The organism is Halalkaliarchaeum desulfuricum, assembly GCF_002952775.1.
Classification (GTDB): domain Archaea; phylum Halobacteriota; class Halobacteria; order Halobacteriales; family Haloferacaceae; genus Halalkaliarchaeum; species Halalkaliarchaeum desulfuricum.
Genome location: NZ_CP025066.1, coordinates 1,796,835 through 1,818,538 on the forward strand (window position 1 = coordinate 1,796,835; position 21,704 = coordinate 1,818,538).

Genomic DNA, 21,704 nt, shown 5'->3' on the forward strand with positions numbered 1-21,704 from the left:
CCAGTCGATATTCGGAATACCCGAGAACGCTACGTCGCCCACGGCGCTTCGGGATCGACGAGTCCCTCGGGCTCCTCGCCGGAAAGCGCCCGCCGGAGATCCCTGGCGGCCCGACGGTTGAGTTCCGTCCGGGATTCCTCGGAGTACCAGGCGGCATGGGGGTTGACGATGACGTCGTCGCGACCGACCAGCGGGTGGTTCTCGCCCGGTGGCTCCTCCGCGAGTACGTCGAGCCCGGCCATCTTCAGGTCGTCCGCTTCCAGTGCCGCCACCAGATCCTCCTCGTCGATCACTTCACCCCGGCCAGTGTTGGCGAGCACACTCCCGGGACCGAGCCTGGAGAGCACGTCTGCGTCGACCATCCCTCGGGTGTCTGCGGTCAAGGGGGCGAGCACGACGACGTGATCCGCGCGGTCGAACAGTTCCTCGAACCCGGTCTTCTCGACGCCGAGATCGGCCATCTCCTCGCCGTCGACGTACGGATCGTACGCGAGCGTCTCGCAGCCGTACGGCTCCAGCAGGGTTGCGACCGCCCGGGCAATCGGCCCCAGCGAGACCAGCCCCACCGCCGACGCCGAAAGCCGGTGGATCGGTCGTCCGTCCCGCCAGTCCCACCGGCCCGCGCCGACCGATCGGTCGTAGGTGCCGATCGAGCGCAGGCAGCTCAACAACAGCGCGACAGTGTGGACGGCAACCTCCTCGGTACAGTACTCCGGCACCCGGATCACCGGGATTCCGTACTCGGCGGCGGCCGCCACGTCGACGGTCCCGACGCCCACCGAAGCGCGCACGATTACCGACGGCTCGATCGTCTCGACCGCCTCACGGGGGATCGGGGTGGCGACGTCACCCACGATCGCATCGAACGGCTCACCGCGTTCGTTTGCGACCGTACCGGCTTCGATCACGGCGTCGGTGGTACCGAGTTGTTCGACGCGAAAGACGGCATCTTGACCGAGTTCCTCGCGAAAGATGTCGGGATCGATCATCGGAGAGCCGCTGAGTAGTACCCGGGGCATGGCTGAGGATTGGGAAAGCAAATTAATAACTTTTGTTGTAAATTTTTTACCCGCGGCGTGCCAGGCCACTCGGGGGGAGAGGTGTTTCGGCGATTTTCGCTCACCGCCGTGGCGAACCGACCGATATTATAAGGCGGCGCGTTCGATCCTCGCTATGGGTCTCAGGAGCTTTCTGGAGGGGACGGAGCCGACCGTGCTCACCGAGCCGGTCGATCCCCGGTTCGAACTCCCGGCGCTCGCGACACGCGACGAGACGCGTCCGGTCGTCTTCGACGACGTGGTCGGACATCCTGACGTGCGCGCAGTCGCCAACCTGGTGTCCACCCGGTCGTTGATCGGGTCGGCGCTGGGTGTCGAGCCGTCGGAGATCATCGACGAGGTGAGTTCGGCGATGGACGATCCGTCGCCAGTGTCCCGGACGGAACCCGCGGCGTTCGAGCACGTCGCCGACGACCCGACGATCGCCGAGGAACTGCCGGTGCCGATCTACTACGACGAACACGAGCGGCAGTACTTCGCCTCGACGATCGTGATCGCGAAAGACCCCGACACCGGCGTCCACAACCTCTCGTTTCACCGGATGATGGTCCAGGAGGACAACCGGCTGGTGATGCGGATGGTCGAGCGACACCTCCACGACATCTACACCCGATCGGGGGAGGAACTCGACATCGCGATCGTCGTCGGCGTCCATCCCGCCGTCGAGATCGCCGCCGCGACGTCGTTCTCGCCGGACATGAGCGAACTCGAACTGGCCAACCGGCTCCACGGCGGGGAGCTCGCGACGACGGAGATACACGGCCTGCAGATCCCCAGCGAGGCGGAGGTCGTGATGTTCGCGACGATTACCGACGAGCTTGCCGACGAGGGGCCGTTCGTCGACCTCTCTCGCACCTGGGATAAGGTTCGGCAACAGCCGGTCGTCGAGGTGAACGAGCTGTGGACCCGGCCGGACCCGCTGGCGCGGGTGATCGTCCCGGGCAAGCGCGAGCACGCCCACCTGATGGGGATCCCCCAGGAGCCCCGGATCTACCGGATCGTCGAAAACACCGTTCCCACGGTGCGGAACGTGGTGCTCACCCCCGGCGGCTGTTCGTGGCTCCACGGCGTCGTCCAGCTGGAGCCGCGGGCCGACGGGGACCCCAAGAACGCCGGGATGGCGGCGCTTTCGGCGCACCCGTCGATGAAGAAGGTGACGCTCGTGGATCCGGACGTCGATCCCGCCGATCCGGACGCCGTCGAGTGGGCCACAGCGACCCGAATGCAGCCGCACGAGGACATCGTCACCATCGAGGGGGCGAAAGGCTCCTCGCTGGATCCCTCACAGAACTACGAACGCGGCGTGACGAGCAAGTGGATCGTCGACGCCACGATGCCCCGAGATCGGGATCGGGAGGCATTCCTGGAGGCGACCGTCCCAGGCGCCGAGGACGTTTCCCTCGAGGAGTATCAATAGTCGACCGCGATCGCAGATCGAACGCACTTGGGACAAACCAACAGGAGGAGACACGACATGCATCTCACACGCGAGGAAGAGGAACTGCTCGAATCGGACACCCCCGGCGAGCGGAAGGCGATGGAGCTGCTGGTGACGCTGGGTGACGTCTACGGCGCCGAGGAGATGGTCGAGATCGGCTCCGCGCAGGCGTCGGGGATCTCTTATAAGTCGATCGGCGATCCGGGCGTCGAGTTCCTGGAGGGGTTCGCCGCGGAGGGTGCGAAAGTGTCGGTGTCGACGTTCGCCAACCCCGCCGGCATGGACATGCAGCAGTGGCGCGAGATGGGCGTCAGCGAGGAGTTCGCCGAGAAACAGGAGCGCATCCAGGACGCACTCCGCGAGATGGGGGTCACGCTGTCGTTCACCTGCACGCCGTATCTGGCCGGGAACCTCCCCCGCCGCGGCGAACACGTCGCCTGGGCGGAGTCGTCTGCGGTGTCGTTCGTCAACTCCGTTGTGGGCGCGCGGACGAACCGCGAGGGTGGGCCGTCGGCGCTCGCGGCCGCGATCACCGGTCGGACGCCGAAACACGGCCTCCACCTCGCGGAGAACCGCCGGCCCGACTACCTGATCGAGGTCGACGCCGAGATCGACTCCCAGTCTGACTTCGCCGCGCTCGGTTCGTGGGCCGGCCGGATCGTCGAGGACGCGGTGCCGTACTTCACAGGAATCGACGGCGGCCGGACGGACGAACTGAAGGCGCTGGGTGCGGCGATGGCCGCCTCCGGGGCCGTCGCGCTGTACTACGTCGAGGGAATCACGACCGACGAGGAACCGCCCGCCTCCGGTGATGTGGAGACGCTCTCGTTCGAGCCGTCGGACCTCGAGGCGGAGTACGAGGAGCTCACCACCGGTGAGAACCCCGAACTGGTCGTCTTCGGCTGCCCGCACGCCTCGATGGAGGAGATCGAGGAGATCGCCGCCACCGTCGAGGGCCAGTCACTCACCAGCGACCTGTGGGTGTGCACGAGCGGTGCCGTCAAGACGTGGGCCGACCGCAACGGCCACACCGACACGATCGAGGCCGCCGGCGGGATGGTGCTCGCCGACACCTGCAACGTCGTCTCCCCGATCGAGGAACTCGGCTACGAGACCAGCGCCACCGACTCGGCGAAGGCCGCGAACTACCTCCCCGGCTTCTGTAACCAGCAGGTCGTCTTCGAGGACAAACGCGCGCTGCTCGAGGAGGTAATCGAATGACTGGAGAGACGGATGATCGAGTGACGGAAGAGGCGATCGACGGGCGCGCGATCACCGACGGGCGCGGCGAAGGCGAGGTGCTCAGGTCCTCGGAACCGGTCAGCTTTTACGGCGCGGTCGACCTGAGCACGGGTGAGTTCATCGAGGAGGGCCACGAACTCGAGGGCCACAACGTGGCCGGCAAGGTGCTCGTTTTCCCGCGGGGGAAGGGATCGACCGTCGGATCGTACGTGCTGTACGGGCTCGCGAAGAACGGCGTCGCGCCGGCGGCGATCCTCAACGAGGAGACCGAGACGATCGTGGCAACGGGTGCGATCCTCGGGGAGATCCCCTGCATGGACTCGCTTTCGGCACCGCTGTCGTCGCTTCCCGAGGGCGAGCGCGTCGTCGTCGACGCCGACGCCGAACGCGTGCTCGTCGACGGTTGCGAGGTGGAGTGACGTGTCCGAGCCTGGGTCCGACGGACGGTCGCGGGTGGTTCTCGGAGTGACCGGCGCGTCAGGGATCCCGATCGCGCTCCGGACCGCGGAGGCCCTCGCGGCCAGGGCGGAGCTCGTTACGGTCGTTTCCGACGCCGCCCGGGAGACCGCCCGTCACGAGGTCGCCGATCCCGACGCCGCCCTCGAGCGGGTCGCGGATCTGTCGACGGCGACGTACGACGAAGACGAGATCGCCGCCGCGGTGGCCTCGGGATCGGTGTCGTTCCGGGGGATGGCGATCGTGCCGGCGTCGATGAACACCGTGGCCGCGATCTCCGCCGGGCGGGCCGATTCGCTCATCACCCGGACTGCCGGCGTCTGTCTCAAGGAGGGGCGGACGCTCGTGGTCGTCCCCCGGGAGACACCCTTGAGCGAGATCCACCTGCGAAACCTGACGGATCTCGCGGGGATGGGTGTCGATGTCGTGCCGCCAGTGCTGGGCTTTTATTACGACCCGGACGGGATCGACGACGTCGTCGACCACGTCACCGGACGGGTGCTCGATCGGTTCGGCTTCGATCACGACCTCTACGAATCGTGGGGCGAACTCGACTGAGCGTAGTGCTTCGATCGTGGTCGTGTGAGGCCACCAACCACCATCGATATTGCCCGGCACGAATTTTTGGGTAGTTGTACCTGGAATTCCCCTGAATGGTAGTCATTCGGTCCGATAGTAGTCATTCAGTCTGAATATATGTCTCTATCTCCTGTCGCACCTCATCAACAGTCGCGTCGGTCGCTTTAGCGGGTTGATGGGTGATCATCCAGTCTTTGAGAGTGAGAATCGACCATGGTGAGACGTAGGACGTTCGCGGGAGTTGTCCCTGCTCGAACTTGGTGTCGGTGAGTTCAATCGCCTCATTCCGAACTGTTGTTGTGATCACTGCCGCAATGTACTCCTGTCCGTAGGGGACGTGATCGTTTGATAAGAGCAGGTACGGACGTTTTGGGTTATTGCCGAACGGATCCGCTGCGAGAACGGTAGCACCTTGTGAATACGCCACGCTACGATCCCTCGCCACTCAAATCGGGCAACTCCTCAGCCCACCCGTCGTTCTCTGCGTACCAATCGTCACTGTAGGTATCGGCTACCGCCTCGACCCCGAGAAACGCGGCTGTCGCTGCTGCGATCCGGTCGTCTTCCGCGGCTGCCCAATACGGTTCCTTGTGACGTACAAGGCCCACGGATTCGAGCCGCTTCAGTGTCGGTCCGATGCTCCCCCGTGGAATGCCAGTTTCTTTTGCCAATTCTGCTGGCGTGTATCCGACGGTTGGTGTCTTCAACAAAAACTCCAGCAATCGTCTCGCGTTTGTCCCTTCTGATAGGTCAACGCGTGGGTTTCCGGGTTCATGTGTTTCGAAATCGACGGGCATATACGATTATTGTATTCGAACTGTATTAGATATTTGGGGTGGTGATTTGATTATCCTCTCTCCGAACAACCGTCTCTGAGAGCCTGGGTTGGCATCCCCCCGCGCTGGATTGCGAGGCTTTCGCCTCGAATTATCCGTAACAGAACGATGAATTTAGCGCGTCTCTCGGTCACAACACGCATCCTGTCCCCTTCACTCGACACGAGTCGTGCCCTCGGGGTGTCTTCGTCGCCACTCAACCGAGTGGCTGTCGATCAATCCGGCTGTTCACTGTCGTCCACCAGGGACGCGATGACGAGTCGCTTGATTCCGCGTCGCAGGAGACCCCCAGCAGCGGGTTGAGAGATATCCAGATCGGCGGCGACCTCGCTGAGCGTTGCGTTCCGTGGTTCCTCGAAATACCCCGTTTCGAGCGCGACGAGGAGTGCTTCCCGTTGGCTATCGGTCAACCCTGCGTCCGTCGTCCCTAACCCCGAGTATTCGTTTACGCGCAGTAACTCGATTTCAATGTCATTCTGTCGTGCATAGTTCCAGAGATGATCCAGATCCGTTCGATCGGGCATCCACACGGTGAGGATCCACGCGCTTGCGTCGTTCTCCATCTCGAGGATGACACCGTTTACGGCCGAAATCACTGGTGAGAGGACCTTCGCTTCGTCTGTATACTCGAAGCTGTAGATCGCCTTCCCGTCTCTCGTTTCAATGACACGTTCGAATGCAGCAATCGTACTGTCATTGCGCAATCCCGCCTCGAACTGGGTGAAATCTGCTGACTCGATGTGATAGAAAAATTTCCCCGACGTCGGGTCAGTTCCTGCCTCTGACACCGACCTGACCCTCGAACTGGGATCGTGAGCGACAGTCTGTGTGAGCACGATGTCAGGATGCTCGGCCCGGACGACCGCTTTGATGTCGCTCATTGCCGTGGGGGTAGCAGCTTTCGCTATATGAATATTCGCAACCAATGGGATCCGAGATCTGGGACGGAGGTGAACGAAACAGCCGTCCCATACTCTTCGCGCTTCAGCGTGGGGAGGACAGCAATCTAAGAGCACGCGTGAGGATGAGAGATCGAGTGAGAATTGAAAAGATAGAGTGAGAATCCAGCCGGTACATGGACGGTGAATTTCGTCACTGTTCCGCTCCCGACGTCCGTTCCACGTTCACGACCTCGAGGGAATCGTCGATGGACAGGGAGATCGACTCCTCGTCACCGGTAAATGTGAAGGTAACAGCAAGCGGATCGACCGAGTGGATGTCTTCTTCGTAGGGGTACAAGACCTCGAGAAACGCTTCTCGCTGTGGATGGTGCGGGTTCAATCCATGATCGATGAGGAACGAGCGGAGTTCGAGATTCGTCATCAGCTTGTTCGCGTATATCGCCTCGAGTTCGTAGACGCAGTTCGTACACCGTACTCGATACATGACGGCATATCGATTGTTGCAGGCGTCACAGAGACCCGAATCGGTGGTGTGGTTCCGGCAGACTGTCGCCGATTCAACGAGACGGGCCGAACAGCGCGGGCAGATGCCGTTCGCTGCCGTCACTGTCTCAGCATTCGTCCACCGTGAGGCGGCCACGAACGCTTCCTTCGGAGAGCGTCCCACGATACCCGCTGGCGGCAGGTGCAGGTAGTAGAGTCGCTCTCGCTCTGCAGGGATGTTGACTTTCTCCTGGTCTCTCTCGCCGCCGTAAATTCCCTCGCAGGACGTGCAATACACCCCAACCTGCTCCTCTCGGTAGTCCACCTCGATGGGTTCTGCTCCACAGCGGTGACAGCGCCAGTCGATGCTCGTCGGCTCGAGAGTCGGCGACTCCGTAACGGCACCGGAGAGCACCGCCTGAATGATCCGTTCGCCGGGACGACGTAACTGGTAGCCCTCGGCCGTCTGCTCGATGAAGTGCCCGGTGAGCTGATCGAGGTGATAATTGAACTTGCCGGAGTCCGTGACGTCGAGTTCCTTCCGCAGATCGCTGAACCGCACCGGTTCGTCGGCCGCGCCGAGTTCCTGCAGGATTGCGACCCGGATCTCGTTTCCCAGCCGTTTGAACGCCTCGTCGGGTGAGAGAACCTCGGCGTCGGCTTCCTCCGAGTCCCCGGTCATACGCTAACGATTAGCACCTCCGCCTTTTAGTATCACTGCCCACCGTTGGACCCCTCCACCGGTGGGAATGCCTACTGCTGTGGTGCCATCGTCGGACAGGCAATCGGTTCACCCGCGCAGGAGGGATTTTAATGGCGGAAATCGAATAGGTAGCCACATATGGAACACGTTCAGCGTATCGCGGCCACGCAGCTCCCGAACACACTCGGGGATGTGCCAGTCATGACGAAGGAGGAATTCGCTCGAGTCGCCCGCGAGTCAGATGCGCCGCTTCGCTTCGCCACAAGCAAATCGGGAGTCCCGGCGCCGTGGGCCGGAATCGACCACGTTGCCCGGATCTGCGCCGACGCCCTTCGGGTCGCCGGAGTCACCGACGAGGCGGTCCACCTCAACCTGGGAGCGCCGCCCCCGCATTCCTCGGGCTGGTCTGCGAACCTCGGATTCGCCGAACTGGGCGCAACGTCACTGAACCGGAGCTTCGACTATTGGGAGCGGCCGATCGAGGAGGGGGTCGCAGAGACGGCGACGGTGCTCTCGTCGATACCTGGGAAGGCGATCGACGTTGCAGCGGAGGTCGAGGAGGCGTACGGCGATCCCGGTGACGTCTTCCCGAACCTCTCTGTGGGACTCTTGTCGGGACAGTTGCTCCGTCCTGCCACCCGTCGAACGATCGGGGAGCAGTGGAACCTGGCGGAGACGCGGGAGTTATATGGATCCTCGGAGGCGTCATTGGTCGCCGCTGCGCCGGACGAATCTCGGAAGCTGGTACCGTTGTTGAACCGTCACATCCTCGAGATCGAAGTGGGGGGAGACATCGTCGACGTGCGTGACGTTGAGACACCGACGGAGGGGTCGCTCCTGATAACCGATCCGGCTCGCTCCGCTCTCACCCTCCGGCGGTATCGGCAGGGCGATCGCGTCCGGGTGTATCCCGACGATCCGTTACCCCGGATCACCCCGCTCGGACGGGCTGATGATGCGATCGATCTGGATGGGGCACTCCTCCACGCAGCGGACCTCTTCGAGGCGATCGGCGAGGTGTTCCCAGACGCGTCGAATACCGTCGTCTACGTCCACGACGAGTCGCCCCCGACCGCGGTAGAAGTCTTCATCGAGGGCGTTGCTGACCCGCGGACGGATGATCTCTACGAGGCGCTCCTCGAACGACAACCGGCGCTCAGCCACGCGGTCGGTGAGCAGCCGGACGACAGGATCGCTGTCGCCACCGTTGCCGATATCGACGACCTGCCCTTCCTGGACGACGAGGGTCTGAAGAGTCGATTGATTGTCTTCGCCGCAGAACAATCCTGAAGCTCCTGCTGAACTGGTGATCGCAAGCCTACAGATTTCGTCCGGCGAACTGATCTCCAGGGGGTCAGTAGGTCAGGAGGGGCAGCTGTGTTATTCCGACGTCGTCGGCGATCCGCTCCACGTGGGTGAGTAATCTGTCTCGGGTCTCGATCCTGGGGGCCTCCGGATCGACGAAAATCGTGGCAAGCAGCGTCTCGTCGAGGAAAATGACTCCCCACCCGAGGATACTACAGCGCTCCTCGGCGACGATCACCCGCGTTCCATCCTGCTTCAGCCACTCCGAGAGGTCGGTCGCTTGAACGAAGGAATTCGTTTGCATTGCCTCACCCGGATTCTGCTCCGGGGGTTCGGTATCCGACGGTCGACCGGAGACGTCCCGAGTACGGATCTCTGGGTCCTGGTCTTGAACCGCTTTGGCATAGACTTCCAGGAGGGTATCTTCATCAGCCTGCGTTGCAGGGCGGGTGGTAATCATCCATCCGAGTGGACCTCCGGCCACGCGTTCTCGCCCGGCCTAGCATTTGTCCGAGGGGCGTCCGGCTGTCCGTCCTGGGTTTCGGAATCCGACCGGAGGACATCGATGACGATGCCGGACTGTGCCGGAGCATAGAGGTCCATCTCCCGTCCCTTCGGGGAGTAATGGGTCCCCACGACCTGGATCAGGCCTGCCGTCCGGAGCTTGCGTATGTGGTAGAGGACGTTCTGGACTGACGTCTCGAGTTGCTCCGCCAGGTCGGCCGCGTTGGTGGGCTCCTCGCTGAGCTGGTTCAGGATCGTTCGACGCTTCTCGGAGGACAGCGTCTCGAAGAGTTCGCCCGCCTCTTCGAGCGTGATCACCGCAGGGGACCCCGCAGGGAGGGTGTCCGATTCCGGGGGGTCATTGAACAGTTCGATCGTTTCCATCACTATCTAGCAAGTGGTCGTCCGTATTAATGGTAAGCAGAATTATATTTTTGTAGCATGCATTACTGAAATTCTTTTCACCTTCATCGCCCCCCGGCGAGCATCACGTGTGGGTACATTACTCCGAAAACTTCCTCCGTGAGAGTAGTGGCGTGAGATTTGATTCTGGTGTCATTGAGAGCCCATATCGAAAAACGAGCAGTCCAGCAAGGACCCACCAGAGTCCCGCTCCAACGAACAATGGAACGAGTGCCGGGCCGGTGAATTTCCGCAGGCGGATCGTACGTGAGCGAACCCCCACCGAGAGCCTCGATCACTGGCTGGATATTCGTAATACCTAGCGGAATCAACAGTGCAAGGACGAAAAACACGGGTGCAACCCGCCAATTCAGTCGTCGGCGAACCCATCTCCCTAGCCGGATCTCGCTGGCCCAGATAACCACTACCGCCGCAATTGCTGGACCCCATACTCCAGGAAGAGCGGGTCTCGGATGTACCGCCCACAGATCGTATGCGAAATACATCGCGTACCAGCCCCATGTCCAACCGAACGTAACGAGGATAAATACCAGCAGAACACGTTGCCGTATCCACATTTTCAGAAACATGCCCTGGCCACCGTTAGTCGAGGAGCGCTTTCGCCATCCACGCGGAGACCTGAGCGAGTGCGTTCAGGACAAACAGCGAGAGGACCCCGACGATTATCCCAATGGGAACGGCGACGATTGCTTCGGGGAGTGTGTCGATCGTCCAGATCCCGGTCACAGCGACGTTGGGGTCGTTGTAATGGAGCGGGGCCGTGACCAGGGCCAGGGTAAGACCGACGCCGACCGATAACGCAACGAGCGCGGCGATCCCGACCCAGAACTTCAAATACAGAAAGCCGAGCCCTTTCCAGGTCGAGGCGGCACGCATCCGGGCATCGAGTGACGCCGGGAGCCCCGCTCCCGACGCCGAGATATCGTCGGGGGAATCGATGGTCACGTCCAACAGCACATTCGCCAGTTCTCGTTCGAAGGCTGCAACGACCCGAGAGCCGAGCAGCACTACGACCAGAAGGCCGATCCCGATGAGGAGGACCGCAAGTCCCAATCCGAGGGATAGCCCGACGGTCAATGCAACAAAATACACCAATCCGAGTGGGAACGAAAGCGCCAGGTAGAGGATGTTCCTGTATGTTTGTGCTTCGAAGATCACACTCACGGCGTCCCGGATCCTGGAACTCTTCCGATGCGCCGAGGTTTCCATAGCTATCATACCCCATACCTCACAATACGTCAAATTAACTCTCAGGTAGGTTCAAAATCGAGTTTGAGTCTCCCACAGGTCGACGGAACGTCCCCTCAGGATTTCGGATCGATAGTCGGAACCGATTCGGCGTTCTCAATCGAAAATTGCAGCTCCGCTCACTCGTCCATCTCGTCCCTGGCGTGAATCTTGGCCTGTTCGCGAGCGCTGGGATTTGCAGACTCCTTGAACGGAACCTTGGCCAGCGTCGCGTAGACGGGTTCACCGGGCTCTGCGGCGTACTCGTCCGGGAGGTGAACTGCAAACTCCACGTCGGCGTCGACGTCATAGACCGCGTCGTCGAGGGGAACGTCGGTCTCGGCCTGCAGTTTCTCCGCCGGCACGTAGCCGAGGCCGATATTCGTCTCGAGTTCCGGACTCCACCACGCCGACGTCAGGTAGCCACATTCCTCGCCCGTCTCCGGGTCCGAGATCAGCCAGAAGTCTGGGGCCCACTCCCGGATCGGTTCGCCGGCGATTTTCAACCCGACAAGTTTGTGAGCGAACGGGAACCCGCCGTTTTCGATCACTTCTTTCTGGCGTTCCAGTTCTGCTTTGCCGACGTAGTCTGCGGCCTTGTCGTCGGGAACCTGATAGCCGAGGTTCACCTGGAACGGCGACGTCTCGTAATCCATGTCCTGCCCCAACGACAGGATTCCGGCAGCGACCCGTCGGTGGTGGGAGACGGCAGTCACGCCCCCGCCGTGGTCTTTGACGGTCTCGAGCACTGGATTCCACACTGATTCGGCGTTCTTCGTCGCCTCGCGCACGTAGATCTCGAATCCTTCCTCCCCGGAAAAGCCAGTCTGGCTCACCATCACCGGGACGTCGTTGATCGTTGCTTCCAGCAACCCGTAGTAGGGAACGCCGTCGGCAGCGTCACCGATGATCGACTTCATCACGTCGAGCGATTTGGGTCCCTGAATCTGCATCGGCGAGACGTCGATTTCGTCGATGTCGACCTCGAAGTCGGTGCCGACTGCGACCCCTTGCAACCACTGCATCAGATCGGAGTCTGCAATGGAGAACCAGAACTCGTCCTCGTCGGGTCGCAACAGGACGAAGTCATTGAGGATCCCGCCGTCCTCGTTGCAGCAGATGGCGTACTTGCCACGCATCGTCTCGATTTCGGTCGCGTCGCGGGTGATGACGTAGTTGACAAACGCCTCGGCATCGGCCCCCTGGACACGAATCTGGCGCTCGACTGCGACGTCGAACAGTGTTACGTCGTTGACCAGTTGCTCGTACTCGGCTTCCAATCCTCCATCTTCGGGCTCGATGTACCCGCGAGGGTGGTACATATCGTTGTACACCGTCGCCTGCCAACACCCCTCCTCGACGGAGAGATGCCAAAACGGCGACTTCCGGATCCGGGTCGAGATCAAGAGGTCAACGTCTGCGTCACCTGTTTGACGAAGGTTTCTGGGAACGGTGCGATCTGACTGGTCGACACTGGGGTGGTTCGGGTGGTGGGTATTAGACATCGGAAATCTATTTCGAAGGGTTTCGATCGTCCGCAAGGTATCTGTGTGCCATCCGACCGAATAGAAGGCCCGTGATCGCATCGTTCTGTAGCTTATAGGTATAACCCACTTATACCGGATCGAGAACGACACGGACGAACGAAAAGAGGTCTCTCTGGCATTGCACGGATGACGATACTCGCGAATCGGGGGTGAAATCATTGCGCTCGGCAGCGACCGTGGTAGTTTGGGTCACGTCTGTCGTCGGTACGTCCGTCGATTCTCGGAACTAGACGACCGAGATAACAAGTCTTATTTATTCCCCCCGGATACGGAGTAATGCGGCAAGCCCGGGTGGTGTAGTGGCCCATCATACGACCCTGTCACGGTCGTGACGCGGGTTCAAATCCCGCCTCGGGCGTACTTTTCGGCGGACACAGCGAACGAGGAGCGAAGCGACGAGTGAGCCGTCCGCCGAAATACCCATCTCAAAGGGATTTGAACCACGCAAACCCGAGCTTGCGAGGGTTTGCAATCGGGTTCAAATCCCGCCTCGGGCGTACTTTTCGGCGGACACAGCGAACGAGGAGCGAAGCGACGAGTACCGTCTCGACCGCTAACGCGTCGCTTTTGTGTCCGCCTCACCCACGAACAGCCATGAAAGCGGGCGTCATCGCGGTCCAGGGCGACGTGAGCGAGCACGCGGCGGCGATCCGTCGGGCTGGCGAGGCCCACGGCGTCGACGTCGAGACCGTGTCGATCCGTCGCTCCGGGATCGTCCCCGACTGCGACCTACTGGCAATACCGGGCGGCGAATCGACGACGATCTCGCGGCAGGTCCACGACGAGGGGATCGCCCCGGAGATCCGGGCACACGTCGAGGCTGGGAAGCCGGTGCTCGCGACCTGCGCCGGACTGATCGTGCTCTCCCGGGACGCAAAGGACGACCGCGTGTCCACGCTCGATCTCCTCGACGCCACCATCGACCGGAACGCCTTCGGCAGACAGGCGGACAGCTTCCGGGCGCCGGTCGACGTGGTCGGTCTCGAGGACCCGTTCCCCGGCGTGTTCATCAGGGCGCCGACCGTCGACGAGGTCGGCGACGGCGTCGAGACGCTTTCGACCTGGGAGAGCCGTCCGGTCGCCGTTCGCGAGGGGCCGATCCTGGCGACGGCCTTCCACCCGGAACTCACCGACGACGTCCGGATCCACCGACTCGCATTCTTCGACGCCGATCTCGCTACCGACGCCGACAGCCCCGAGGACGACGCCGGGGAGGTGGCCGCCGAATGACCGCTCCGGACGGGGACCGGGACAACCCGGACGGGGACCGGGACAACCCGGACGGGAACCGGGACGACCCGGACGGGAACCGGGACGACCCGGACGGGGAGCTTGCGGACGTACTCGACGACCTCTTTGCGACCATCGAGGACAGACAACGGGAGCTGCCGGAGGGGTCGTACACGGCGTCGCTTTTTACCCACGAGAAGGGGGAAAACGCCGTCCTGGAGAAGCTCGGCGAGGAGACGACCGAGATCCTGCTCGCGGCGAAGGACGACGACGCCGACGAACTGGCCCACGAGAGCGCCGACTTCGTCTATCACCTGCTCGTACTGTTCGCGATGAAGGGGTTGGATGTCGACGACCTCCGGGCGGAGCTGCACTCCCGATTCGGCTGAGCGTTCCGGTTGGACCGCTCACGACCCCAACTCGGCTGCGGTCTCCCGGAACAGCCCGTCGAGGATCTCCGGCGTCGTCGGATGGTACGCCCGGTCGGGAAGTTCGCGGACGTCAAGGCCGAGTTCGACGATGACCTGCATCGTCTTCGCCATCACGTCCGCGTGGTAGTGGAGTCCCTGATAGCCCAGCACGGTCCCGTCGTCGGCGTCGACCACGAGCCGCGCCAGGCCGTGTGGGACGTCCTTCGTTTCGAACACGCCGTCGTTTTCGGCCCGGCGGGTCGCGACTGCGATCTCGTAGCCAGCCTCCTGTGCGCTTTTTTCGGTGTGGCCCACCCTGGCGAACGGGTAGACCCCCGCACCCGAGAACACCACGTGGTGATGGACGTTGCGATACGGTGTGAGCGGTTCGTTCCGGACGTGTGCGAGGATGTTCTCTGCCGTGTGGTACCCCTGCTCTTTGGCGACGTGGAGGATCGGCTCCCGTTCGTTGGCGTCGCCGACGACGAAGGTACGCTCGGCGCCAGGGGGTCGCATCGTGGCGTCGATCCAGCCGCTTTCGGGGGAAAGCGTGGTGTTTCCGAGGCGCAGGGCGTCCAGGTTCGGTCGCCGGCCGGTAAACAGGAACGCCGCCTCCGCCTCGATCGCCTCGCCCGTGTCGAGCCCGAGCCGGACGCCCTCATCGATCTGGTCGATCCGTTCCTCCGAGGCGCCGGTGACGATTCGGACGCCGAATTCCTCGCGATACAGCGAGAGCAGGGCGTCCCCGAACGCCGGATCCGCCTCGTCGAGGGGTCGGGCGTCGTGTTCGACGACGGTGAGGTCGACGCCCGCCTCCGCGAGATACGGAACGAGCTCCAGCCCGACGTAGCCGAACCCCATCACGACTCCCGAGTCGGGGAGGTGGGTCGCGTCGAGCACGTCGGCACTGGTGTACAACCGCGCCGGATCGACCCCTTCGAGTCCGGGAATCGACGGCCGGTTCGGCACGGAGCCGGTGGCGATCGCGACGTAATCGGCTTCGATCACCGTCCCGTTGTCCCCGGCTTCTCCGTCCCGTTCGCCTTCTGTGTCTTCCCCGTCTCCTTCTCCCGTTCCGTCGATCAGGATCGTCCGGTCGTCGAGAAAGGCGGCAGTTCCCCGGTGGAACTCGACCCCGTCGTGGTCGGCGAGGTCCCGGACTGCCTCCCGGCGGTGGCGTGCGAACGCCGCGACGTGGTCGTCCTTCCGGTCGACGATCGACGCGAGATCCATCCCCGGCGGCTCCCCGTCGAGGCGTTCGTCGGACCGCGCCTGATGCCGGTGTTGGGCCGCCGAAAGCACCTCCTTGGACGGCATACACCCTCGGAGAATGCACAGCCCGCCGCCGGGCTCCCCGTCGTCGACGAGTGTGAGCCGGCCGATCTCCTCGCCGATGTGGGGGGTCAACCCCTCGGCCACGGCGACCCCGGCGCTCCCGTACGCCCCGATTATTACGACGTGGGGTCGCGTTTCGCGTTCGCCCGCGTTACCAGTGCGTCCATTCATGCGACGAGCTTACGGCCGCTATTTAAAAAGGGACGTGGAGGATGGGCGACCATCGCACACACCTGTCCTGTGTCGTTTCAGCAGTTTCGAGCCGGTCCCCTCACCGAGAGATGTCTCCACGCTCGTCGTCGAGAACCTCGACGAGTTCGCGATGGGTGAGCACCGCAACGTCGCCAGTGACCGTCCGTTTCAGGGCCGCAGCACCGGCGGCGTACGCGAGACACTCGTCTACGTCGCCGCCGTGGATCCGCCTGGAGAGAAAGCCCCCGACGAAGGCGTCGCCGGTGCCGATCGCGTCGATCGTGTCGGCCGGCAGCGTCCCCTGTTCGTGGAGTTCGCCGCCGTGCAACGCGAGCGAGCCGGCCTCGCCGCGGGTGAGCACGACCGTCTCGAAGTCGTAGTCGGTTCCGATCCCGTGGGCGATTTCGACGGCGCTCCCTTCGTATCCGAAGACGGTCGTCGCGTCCCGTTCGGGAACGAACAGCACGTCGACGTGGTCGAACAGCGATTCGTAGGTCTCCCGTGCCTCCTCGGGAGACCACAGCTTCGATCGGTAGTTCACGTCGAAACTGCAGGTCGTTCCGGCCTCGGCAGCTGTCTCCAGCAGGGCGGCTGTCGTCTCGGCGGTCGCCCCCGAGAGCGCGGGGGTGATCCCGGTGGTGTGAAACACCGACGCCCCCTGGATCGCCTCGACGGGCAGCTCCCCCGGCATCACGGTTGTGATCGCCGCGTTCGCCCGGTCGTAGACGACCTTCGTCCCGCGGGGAGCGCCACCGTACTCGAGGTAGTACGTGCCCAGGCGGGCGTCCTCCGAGTCGTCCCACGTGACGCCCGTGCGAACCCCGTGGCCCCGGAGTTCGCGGGCGACCCGCCGGCCGAGCGGGGAGTCGGGGAGCTTCGAGAGCCACACTGCGTCGACGCCGAGCTGGGCCGCCGCGACCGCGACGTTACTCTCCGCGCCGCCGATTCCCGCGTCGAACTGATCTGCAGTCTCGAGACGTTCCCCGTTCGGCGGCGAGAGCCGGAGCATCGTCTCGCCGAACGTCACGAGCTGGGTCACCGTCGGACCCTCCACGAGCTACCGCCGCTCGCCGTTCGACTCCCGGTACGTTCGGAACTGTCCTCGCGACTCAGTCGATGCTGCATACTCGCCTGCTAACGCGGGGAGAATATAAGTCCCGGCTGTCGTCGAAGCCGACAGGCCGACCGATTTCGACGTGACGAACCCTCTCGGGACCCGTGTCCGTCCTGAGTCACTCCTCTGTCGTTTCGTCGGCTTCGTCTTCGACGTCCACGGACGCCGCCCGGGGATCCTTGCGGATCCGAACCTTCAGCGTGCCCGCGTCGGTGAGCGTCGCAGTCGCGCCGGCGGGGGTGATGTCGGCGTCGTCGGGAAGCGTCGCACTGCCGGTGAGAGTCAGCCCGCGGCCCGGGAACCGCATCTCGAATCCCTCGTGGAACGGGCGAAACCGTTCGAGACGGACCTCGACCGTGTCGTCGCTGAACTGGACCTGGACGTCCTCCTTCGTGACGCCCGGGGCATCGAAGACGATCAGGTACTCCTCGTCCGATTCCAGCAGGTCGTGTTCGAGCGGGCGCCGCTCCTGGTACCGACCGATCCCGCGTCCGACGCGTTCCAGTACGGTGCGGACTGCCGAGCTACCCAGTTCGGTGAGCCGATTCACGGCACCCACCTCGACGTGACGCCGCGTTCGGGGGTGGAAAACGGCCGCTGTGAACCGATCGCGTCGCGGACGGAACCCACTCCGGATTCGGGGAACAACATACATCGAGAATATGGGGTGCAGTGCATTTATATTCCCCGACAGGTCGATCCGGAACGGCCCTGACGGAACCAGCCAGGTCCGGGCGAACCCAGCGTCTCCCGACCGGTCTTACAGTTCGATCCGCTCGAGGCAGTCGGTCCCCTCACACACCGGACACGACATGTCCGCGACCGAGTGGTCCTCGGGTACGTCGTAGGTGTAGTGGTTCTCCCACATGTCCAGAAAGCAGTCCGCGTTCGTGCACTCGATCTCCTCGGTCGGCGGCATACCGGACGGTGGAGACCCCAACTAATCAACGTTGGCGTCGAGGGCTAGTCGTCCCCGTACGGCCCGGGTCCACCGCCACCGGGTCGCTCGTCTTTGCTCACACACTCGCCGTTGCCGTCGATCTGGAGCCGACCCTGGAAGTTGCACGTCCTGCTCTGGTTGTACATACAGCGGGTGCAGCCGCACTCGACCGGGATCCGGTTGTTACGTCGGGACATAGTTCGGATTCGGAAACGACGGGCAATAATCCTTCGGCGAGGGTCGCGGCTATCCGATGGGTGCAGGCGGGCGGTGAGCCGACAGTTCATCCACGAAGTGCCTCGACCGGGTGGAGCGTGGCCGCCCTGTATGCGGGGTACAGTCCGGACAGCAGGCAGACGAGCACGCCGAACGCGAACGCGCCGACCAGATACAGCCCGTTGGACGCCACCAGCAGGACGTCGAATTCGACCGGGGCCACGAGCACGAGCCCGACGGCCGCCAGGCCTGCAAGCACCGCTCCGAGGAACCCGCCGACGACTCCCAGGAGGATCGCTTCCGCGAGCAATACGCGTAACACCTCGTTTCGCTGGATCCCGACCGCGCGCAACACGCCGATCTCCTGGCGGCGTTCGGCTGTACTCATCAACATCACGTTGAAGATGCTCACGCCGGCGACGATCAGGGAAATCCCCGCGATACCCAGGAGAAACTGATTGAGAAGCGAGAAGAACTCGTCGATGGTGTCGAGGATACTCGACAGTTCGAGCACGTCGACCCGTTCCTCTCGGACGTTTACGTCCGCCCGGATCCGCTCGGCGATCGTACCTGCGGCGTCGGCGGAGTCGGCACGGACGACGACCTGGTCGTACGTCCGCTGATCGAACGCGGACTCGGGCAACACCACGGCGTTGTTCGGGTTCACCGGCGAGATCAGCTCTTCGCGTTCGAGGATCGCGACGACTCGGTACCTGTTTGCTTCCACTTCGATCGCGCTACCGACCCGCAGATCCAGGGCGTCGGCGGCTTCGGCGCCGACGATCGCCCCCTGCCGGTGCCGGTCGGGGACGGAACCCTCCCGCGCAACGAACAACGCGGCCGGATTTTCGGTGCCGTACAGCTGTGCGAACGTCTGTTCGCTGCCACCGGCGACCACGGCGCTGCCGGTCACGAGCGGGACGGCGGTCCCGTCGGTTCCGGTGACTCTGGCGATCGTTTCCACGTCGCGAGAGTCGAGGGAGCTCACGCCTGCCTCCTCGTTTGGAGTCACGACGATCTGGTCGCCGAAACCGCCGAGTTCGGCGTCGGCCGAGACTGCGAGCACGTTCCCGAACAGACCGAGCGAGGCGATCGCGAACACCCCGATGAGCACGCCCAGAACTGCAAGCGCCGTGCGAAGCCGGTTGCGCCCGAGGTTTCGCCGAGCCATCGACACGGCCGGCGCGAACCGATCGAGCAGGCCCCGAACGGATCCGTCCTGGTCACCCATCGGTCGCCCCGTCGATCAGCTCTATCGTGCGGTCGTCGTAGCTCGTCACTAACTGGTCGTGCGTGACTGCGACGACGCTTACCCCCTGGTCGCAGATCCGACGGAACTCCTCGAGGATCGTCGATCCGGTGTCGCGATCGAGGTTGCCGGTCGGTTCGTCGGCCAGCAGGATCTCCGGTTCGTTTATCAGGGCTCGCGCGATCGCGACGCGCTGTTTCTGTCCCCCGGAGAGTTCATCGGGCGTGTGGGTTTTCCGGTCGCCGAGGCCGACCCGGTCGAGGAGTGCGAGCGCCCGATCCTCCGCGTCGCGGTCCGGATCGAACATCGTCGGCACGAGAACGTTCTCGGTCGCAGTGAGCGTCGGCAGGAGGTAAAAGTCCTGGAAGACGAACCCGACGGACTCCTTTCTGGCCAGTGTTCGTTCCCGTTCCTCGAGGGTCGTGACGTCCCGGCCGTGGAGCCGCACCGTCCCGGAGGTGGGAACGTCGAGCAGCCCGAGCACGTTGAGCAACGTGCTTTTGCCGCTGCCGCTGGGGCCGACGATCGAGAGGAACTCGCCGGGCTCGACTGCGAGGCTGACCCCCGCGAGCGCGGTCACGGTTTCCCCGCCGCGATCGTACCGCTTTATCACCTCTTCGAGTTCGATTGACGGCGTCGCTTTCCATGGAGATGTATCGGTCGCGGATGCCTCCGTTGGACGCGGCTGTCGTGCGGTCGGATCGTTCGGGTTCATCTGCGTCGGCGGTACACGATGGCGAGCGCGGCCACGATCAGGACGCCGATCGACGCGATAGCGACTCCAACGGCAACGGTTCTGTCCGAACCTCCGTCGTCGGTCGAAACGGCCGCGTCGTCGTACGGGAGATCGAACGTCCTGGTCTCGACTTCGCCGTCGGAACGGAACGTCACCTCGAGCGTGACTTGCGTCGCGTTCGCGCCGTCGACTGCGGCGGTAACGTCGAAGGGGGCGAACTCGCCCGGTTCCAGCGTTCCGACGAAGTAATCTCGCTGGGGGTACGTCGGTTCGACGTGATCCGACGCGACGACCCGGACGATCGTCCCCGTCACACGCTGTTCCGTCGGGTTCCCGAGATTGGCCGACAGGCGCACCGTCTCCCCGAAGCCGTCCGTTTCGCCTCCGGTGTCGATTCCGTCTAGATCGGCCCCGGTCAGGGTGACGTCGCCGGCTTCGATCGCGTGATCGTATTCGACCGCCGTGCTGGCTGTCACTCCGGCCGTTTCGTAGGTCACATGGAACGTCACCTCGCCCGATTCGATCCCGCGCAGATCGATCGGCACGAACCCGGACGCCCCCGGTTCGAGAGGGCCGTCGATCGAACGTCTGGGCAGCGTCTCGTTGTCGATCCGGGGCGTGACGACGATCCGTTCGGCCGGTGCGTTGCCGAAGTTGGTCACGCGCACGCCGATCGCGTCCCGGCTCTCCGTCTCCTCGGAGTCCTCCTCGATACCGGCGGTACCGCCCAGGATCCCCTCGATTCCGCCCGGAATACCGACGTCTCCGTCGGGTTGGTCGATCCCGTCGGGGCGATCGTCGATCCGGGTGACGCGCACGCCGAGATCCGCGACGGCATCGACTGCGGAGTACGTCGTAACCCGCTCTACCGAGGCGGCGGAGCCGTCGGCAGTCGCGTAGTCGACCGTGACCTCGAGGGAGTGTTCCCCGGAGGTTTCCGGGACGACTTCGAAAGACCGTTCGACTGTCTCTCCGGGTGCGAGCGACGCGATCGTGCGTCCGTCAGTTCTGACGTCTGTCCCGTCGCCCTCGACAGCCACCGTCAGGTTGCGCAGCTGATCGGCCGACGGGTTTCTCACCGCGAGCTCGAGCGTCGTTTCGGTTCCGACAGTCGACTCGACGGGCTCGATGTCGACGAGCGGCCCGGCGCCCTCGACGACGACCGAGAGCGGTCGAGTTGCGGTCACTTCGCGGTCCGATTCGTCGGTTGCTTCCGCGATCACCTGCAGCTCGTGGTGTCCGGACTCGTCGAACTGAACGGTCACCGGAACCGTCAACGAGTTGCCCTGGCTGAACGATCCCAGGTCCGTGGCGGAGCCGAGCTCGGCTCCGGTTTCGTTTTCGATCGCGACTCGGTCGAGAGTGATCGCTGTCGTGCTTCCGGCATCCAGGTCGACGGTGACGGCGACGGTCGCGGGCGCGTCGGTCGTGATCGTTTCCTGTTGCGGCTCGGCGTCGGAGACGACGAGCCGTGCGTCCGGCACTCCGGACGCGACGACTGCAACACCCGTCACTACGAGGAGCGCAAGCAGAACACCGGGAACCAGACGGCGCATTGGCACGGTTTGGGTTCGGATGT

At 63.5% G+C, this 21,704-nt stretch carries 24 protein-coding genes and 1 tRNA gene; 8 read left to right on the forward strand and 17 right to left on the reverse strand.

Annotation, left to right across the window (positions count from 1 at the left end; all coding sequences use genetic code 11):
- Nucleotides 1-29: 29 nt before the first annotated feature.
- Nucleotides 30-1,019 carry a C-terminal binding protein gene (locus tag AArcSl_RS08950; protein ID WP_119817921.1) on the reverse strand — a complete coding sequence of 330 codons (990 nt, stop codon included), beginning with the start codon at nt 1,017-1,019 and terminating at the stop codon, nt 30-32.
- A gap of 154 nt (nt 1,020-1,173) precedes the next feature.
- On the opposite strand from AArcSl_RS08950, the gene AArcSl_RS08955 reads away from it, so the two are divergent.
- The 4 genes from AArcSl_RS08955 to AArcSl_RS08970 are packed head-to-tail and all read left to right on the forward strand — an operon-like array spanning nt 1,174 to nt 4,752.
- Nucleotides 1,174-2,475 carry a UbiD family decarboxylase gene (locus AArcSl_RS08955; RefSeq protein WP_119817924.1) on the forward strand — a complete coding sequence of 434 codons (1,302 nt, stop codon included), beginning with the start codon at nt 1,174-1,176 and terminating at the stop codon, nt 2,473-2,475.
- A 57-nt stretch (nt 2,476-2,532) separates the two neighbouring features.
- Complete coding sequence (locus tag AArcSl_RS08960) at nt 2,533-3,717, forward strand: aconitase X (protein ID WP_119817927.1); 1,185 nt, start codon at nt 2,533-2,535, stop codon at nt 3,715-3,717.
- Nucleotides 3,714-4,157 carry an aconitase X swivel domain-containing protein gene (locus AArcSl_RS08965; protein ID WP_119817930.1) on the forward strand — a complete coding sequence of 148 codons (444 nt, stop codon included), beginning with the start codon at nt 3,714-3,716 and terminating at the stop codon, nt 4,155-4,157. Before AArcSl_RS08960 ends, AArcSl_RS08965 begins: the two co-directional genes overlap by 4 nt.
- A gap of 1 nt (nt 4,158) precedes the next feature.
- Nucleotides 4,159-4,752 (forward strand): UbiX family flavin prenyltransferase, encoded by a 594-nt coding sequence (locus AArcSl_RS08970; RefSeq protein ID WP_119817933.1) that lies wholly within the window; start codon nt 4,159-4,161, stop codon nt 4,750-4,752.
- A 121-nt stretch (nt 4,753-4,873) separates the two neighbouring features.
- Here AArcSl_RS08970 and AArcSl_RS08975 read toward each other — a convergent pair whose 3' ends face one another.
- The 4 genes from AArcSl_RS08975 to AArcSl_RS08990 all read right to left on the reverse strand — a co-directional run bounded on the left by AArcSl_RS08975 (nt 4,874) and on the right by AArcSl_RS08990 (nt 7,676).
- Nucleotides 4,874-5,200, reverse strand: a complete 327-nt coding sequence (locus tag AArcSl_RS08975; protein ID WP_119817937.1) for a hypothetical protein — start codon at nt 5,198-5,200, stop codon at nt 4,874-4,876.
- Nucleotide 5,201: 1 nt separating this feature from the next.
- Nucleotides 5,202-5,570, reverse strand: coding sequence for a winged helix-turn-helix domain-containing protein (locus AArcSl_RS08980; protein ID WP_119817940.1), 369 nt, complete (start codon nt 5,568-5,570; stop codon nt 5,202-5,204).
- Nucleotides 5,571-5,824: 254 nt separating this feature from the next.
- Nucleotides 5,825-6,490, reverse strand: coding sequence for a helix-turn-helix domain-containing protein (locus AArcSl_RS08985; protein ID WP_119817943.1), 666 nt, complete (start codon nt 6,488-6,490; stop codon nt 5,825-5,827).
- 211 nt (nt 6,491-6,701) lie between these two features.
- Entirely contained in the window at nt 6,702-7,676 is a 975-nt protein-coding gene (locus tag AArcSl_RS08990; protein ID WP_119817946.1) for a winged helix-turn-helix domain-containing protein, read from the reverse strand.
- Nucleotides 7,677-7,835: 159 nt separating this feature from the next.
- Between AArcSl_RS08990 and AArcSl_RS08995 the strand changes: the two genes are divergently transcribed.
- Nucleotides 7,836-8,987: a phenylacetate--CoA ligase family protein gene (locus AArcSl_RS08995; protein WP_119817949.1), complete on the forward strand. Its 1,152-nt coding sequence runs from the start codon at nt 7,836-7,838 to the stop codon at nt 8,985-8,987.
- A gap of 64 nt (nt 8,988-9,051) precedes the next feature.
- Here AArcSl_RS08995 and AArcSl_RS16835 read toward each other — a convergent pair whose 3' ends face one another.
- The 4 genes from AArcSl_RS16835 to AArcSl_RS09015 form a co-directional block, all read right to left on the reverse strand.
- Complete coding sequence (locus AArcSl_RS16835; RefSeq protein WP_119817952.1) at nt 9,052-9,462, reverse strand: GNAT family N-acetyltransferase; 411 nt, start codon at nt 9,460-9,462, stop codon at nt 9,052-9,054.
- Nucleotides 9,459-9,890: an ArsR/SmtB family transcription factor gene (locus AArcSl_RS09005; RefSeq protein WP_119817954.1), complete on the reverse strand. Its 432-nt coding sequence runs from the start codon at nt 9,888-9,890 to the stop codon at nt 9,459-9,461. Before AArcSl_RS09005 ends, AArcSl_RS16835 begins: the two co-directional genes overlap by 4 nt.
- Before the next feature lie 621 nt (nt 9,891-10,511).
- Nucleotides 10,512-11,147, reverse strand: a complete 636-nt coding sequence (locus tag AArcSl_RS09010) for a sensor domain-containing protein (protein ID WP_217563431.1) — start codon at nt 11,145-11,147, stop codon at nt 10,512-10,514.
- Between the two features lie 149 nt (nt 11,148-11,296).
- The gene (locus tag AArcSl_RS09015; protein ID WP_193588455.1) at nt 11,297-12,661 is read right to left on the reverse strand and encodes a glycine cleavage T C-terminal barrel domain-containing protein; all 1,365 of its coding nucleotides are present in this window, start codon (nt 12,659-12,661) and stop codon (nt 11,297-11,299) included.
- 327 nt (nt 12,662-12,988) lie between these two features.
- Between AArcSl_RS09015 and AArcSl_RS09020 the strand changes: the two genes are divergently transcribed.
- From AArcSl_RS09020 to hisE, 3 genes are all read left to right on the forward strand, one after another.
- Nucleotides 12,989-13,061 (forward strand) — tRNA-Asp (locus tag AArcSl_RS09020).
- Nucleotides 13,062-13,297: 236 nt separating this feature from the next.
- Entirely contained in the window at nt 13,298-13,933 is a 636-nt protein-coding gene (pdxT, locus tag AArcSl_RS09025; protein WP_119817960.1) for a pyridoxal 5'-phosphate synthase glutaminase subunit PdxT, read from the forward strand.
- On the forward strand, nt 13,930-14,322 hold the full coding sequence (hisE, locus tag AArcSl_RS09030) for a phosphoribosyl-ATP diphosphatase (protein WP_119817963.1): 393 nt from the start codon (nt 13,930-13,932) through the stop codon (nt 14,320-14,322). The genes pdxT and hisE overlap by 4 nt, the downstream gene beginning before the upstream one ends.
- Nucleotides 14,323-14,340: 18 nt before the next feature.
- On the opposite strand, the gene AArcSl_RS09035 is transcribed toward hisE, so the two are convergent.
- The 8 genes from AArcSl_RS09035 to AArcSl_RS09060 all read right to left on the reverse strand — a co-directional run bounded on the left by AArcSl_RS09035 (nt 14,341) and on the right by AArcSl_RS09060 (nt 21,681).
- Nucleotides 14,341-15,849: a dihydrolipoyl dehydrogenase family protein gene (locus tag AArcSl_RS09035; RefSeq protein WP_119817966.1), complete on the reverse strand. Its 1,509-nt coding sequence runs from the start codon at nt 15,847-15,849 to the stop codon at nt 14,341-14,343.
- Nucleotides 15,850-15,949: 100 nt separating this feature from the next.
- On the reverse strand, nt 15,950-16,909 hold the full coding sequence (gene kdgK1, locus AArcSl_RS09040) for a bifunctional 2-dehydro-3-deoxygluconokinase/2-dehydro-3-deoxygalactonokinase (RefSeq protein WP_119821859.1): 960 nt from the start codon (nt 16,907-16,909) through the stop codon (nt 15,950-15,952).
- 193 nt (nt 16,910-17,102) lie between these two features.
- On the reverse strand, nt 17,103-17,534 hold the full coding sequence (locus AArcSl_RS09045) for an Hsp20/alpha crystallin family protein (protein ID WP_119821861.1): 432 nt from the start codon (nt 17,532-17,534) through the stop codon (nt 17,103-17,105).
- 210 nt (nt 17,535-17,744) lie between these two features.
- Nucleotides 17,745-17,903 carry a DUF7559 family protein gene (locus AArcSl_RS17085; RefSeq protein WP_193588456.1) on the reverse strand — a complete coding sequence of 53 codons (159 nt, stop codon included), beginning with the start codon at nt 17,901-17,903 and terminating at the stop codon, nt 17,745-17,747.
- A gap of 44 nt (nt 17,904-17,947) precedes the next feature.
- On the reverse strand, nt 17,948-18,121 hold the full coding sequence (locus AArcSl_RS17090) for a hypothetical protein (protein WP_193588457.1): 174 nt from the start codon (nt 18,119-18,121) through the stop codon (nt 17,948-17,950).
- Between the two features lie 86 nt (nt 18,122-18,207).
- Nucleotides 18,208-19,371 (reverse strand): ABC transporter permease, encoded by a 1,164-nt coding sequence (locus tag AArcSl_RS09050; RefSeq protein ID WP_119817969.1) that lies wholly within the window; start codon nt 19,369-19,371, stop codon nt 18,208-18,210.
- On the reverse strand, nt 19,364-20,104 hold the full coding sequence (locus AArcSl_RS09055; protein ID WP_119817973.1) for an ABC transporter ATP-binding protein: 741 nt from the start codon (nt 20,102-20,104) through the stop codon (nt 19,364-19,366). The genes AArcSl_RS09050 and AArcSl_RS09055 overlap by 8 nt, the downstream gene beginning before the upstream one ends.
- Nucleotides 20,101-21,681, reverse strand: coding sequence for a CARDB domain-containing protein (locus AArcSl_RS09060; RefSeq protein WP_161945929.1), 1,581 nt, complete (start codon nt 21,679-21,681; stop codon nt 20,101-20,103). Before AArcSl_RS09060 ends, AArcSl_RS09055 begins: the two co-directional genes overlap by 4 nt.
- Nucleotides 21,682-21,704: the final 23 nt, after the last annotated feature.

What these genes read in the sequence shown, in the direction of transcription:
- AArcSl_RS09050 (WP_119817969.1), bottom strand. Translation starts at nt 19,371, where the DNA reads ATGGGTGACCAGGACGGATCCGTTCGGGGCCTGCTCGATCGGTTCGCG.
- AArcSl_RS09015 (WP_193588455.1), bottom strand. Translation starts at nt 12,661, where the DNA reads ATGTCTAATACCCACCACCCGAACCACCCCAGTGTCGACCAGTCAGAT.
- AArcSl_RS09055 (WP_119817973.1), bottom strand. Translation starts at nt 20,104, where the DNA reads ATGAACCCGAACGATCCGACCGCACGACAGCCGCGTCCAACGGAGGCA.
- AArcSl_RS09010 (WP_217563431.1), bottom strand. Translation starts at nt 11,147, where the DNA reads ATGATAGCTATGGAAACCTCGGCGCATCGGAAGAGTTCCAGGATCCGG.
- AArcSl_RS09005 (WP_119817954.1), bottom strand. Translation starts at nt 9,890, where the DNA reads ATGGAAACGATCGAACTGTTCAATGACCCCCCGGAATCGGACACCCTC.
- AArcSl_RS08955 (WP_119817924.1), top strand. Translation starts at nt 1,174, where the DNA reads ATGGGTCTCAGGAGCTTTCTGGAGGGGACGGAGCCGACCGTGCTCACC.
- AArcSl_RS08965 (WP_119817930.1), top strand. Translation starts at nt 3,714, where the DNA reads ATGACTGGAGAGACGGATGATCGAGTGACGGAAGAGGCGATCGACGGG.
- pdxT (WP_119817960.1), top strand. Translation starts at nt 13,298, where the DNA reads ATGAAAGCGGGCGTCATCGCGGTCCAGGGCGACGTGAGCGAGCACGCG.
- AArcSl_RS08985 (WP_119817943.1), bottom strand. Translation starts at nt 6,490, where the DNA reads ATGAGCGACATCAAAGCGGTCGTCCGGGCCGAGCATCCTGACATCGTG.
- AArcSl_RS08950 (WP_119817921.1), bottom strand. Translation starts at nt 1,019, where the DNA reads ATGCCCCGGGTACTACTCAGCGGCTCTCCGATGATCGATCCCGACATC.
- AArcSl_RS08990 (WP_119817946.1), bottom strand. Translation starts at nt 7,676, where the DNA reads ATGACCGGGGACTCGGAGGAAGCCGACGCCGAGGTTCTCTCACCCGAC.
- AArcSl_RS16835 (WP_119817952.1), bottom strand. Translation starts at nt 9,462, where the DNA reads ATGATTACCACCCGCCCTGCAACGCAGGCTGATGAAGATACCCTCCTG.
- AArcSl_RS17090 (WP_193588457.1), bottom strand. Translation starts at nt 18,121, where the DNA reads ATGTCCCGACGTAACAACCGGATCCCGGTCGAGTGCGGCTGCACCCGC.
- AArcSl_RS09035 (WP_119817966.1), bottom strand. Translation starts at nt 15,849, where the DNA reads ATGAATGGACGCACTGGTAACGCGGGCGAACGCGAAACGCGACCCCAC.
- AArcSl_RS08980 (WP_119817940.1), bottom strand. Translation starts at nt 5,570, where the DNA reads ATGCCCGTCGATTTCGAAACACATGAACCCGGAAACCCACGCGTTGAC.
- hisE (WP_119817963.1), top strand. Translation starts at nt 13,930, where the DNA reads ATGACCGCTCCGGACGGGGACCGGGACAACCCGGACGGGGACCGGGAC.
- AArcSl_RS08960 (WP_119817927.1), top strand. Translation starts at nt 2,533, where the DNA reads ATGCATCTCACACGCGAGGAAGAGGAACTGCTCGAATCGGACACCCCC.
- AArcSl_RS09060 (WP_161945929.1), bottom strand. Translation starts at nt 21,681, where the DNA reads ATGCGCCGTCTGGTTCCCGGTGTTCTGCTTGCGCTCCTCGTAGTGACG.
- AArcSl_RS08995 (WP_119817949.1), top strand. Translation starts at nt 7,836, where the DNA reads ATGGAACACGTTCAGCGTATCGCGGCCACGCAGCTCCCGAACACACTC.
- AArcSl_RS17085 (WP_193588456.1), bottom strand. Translation starts at nt 17,903, where the DNA reads ATGCCGCCGACCGAGGAGATCGAGTGCACGAACGCGGACTGCTTTCTG.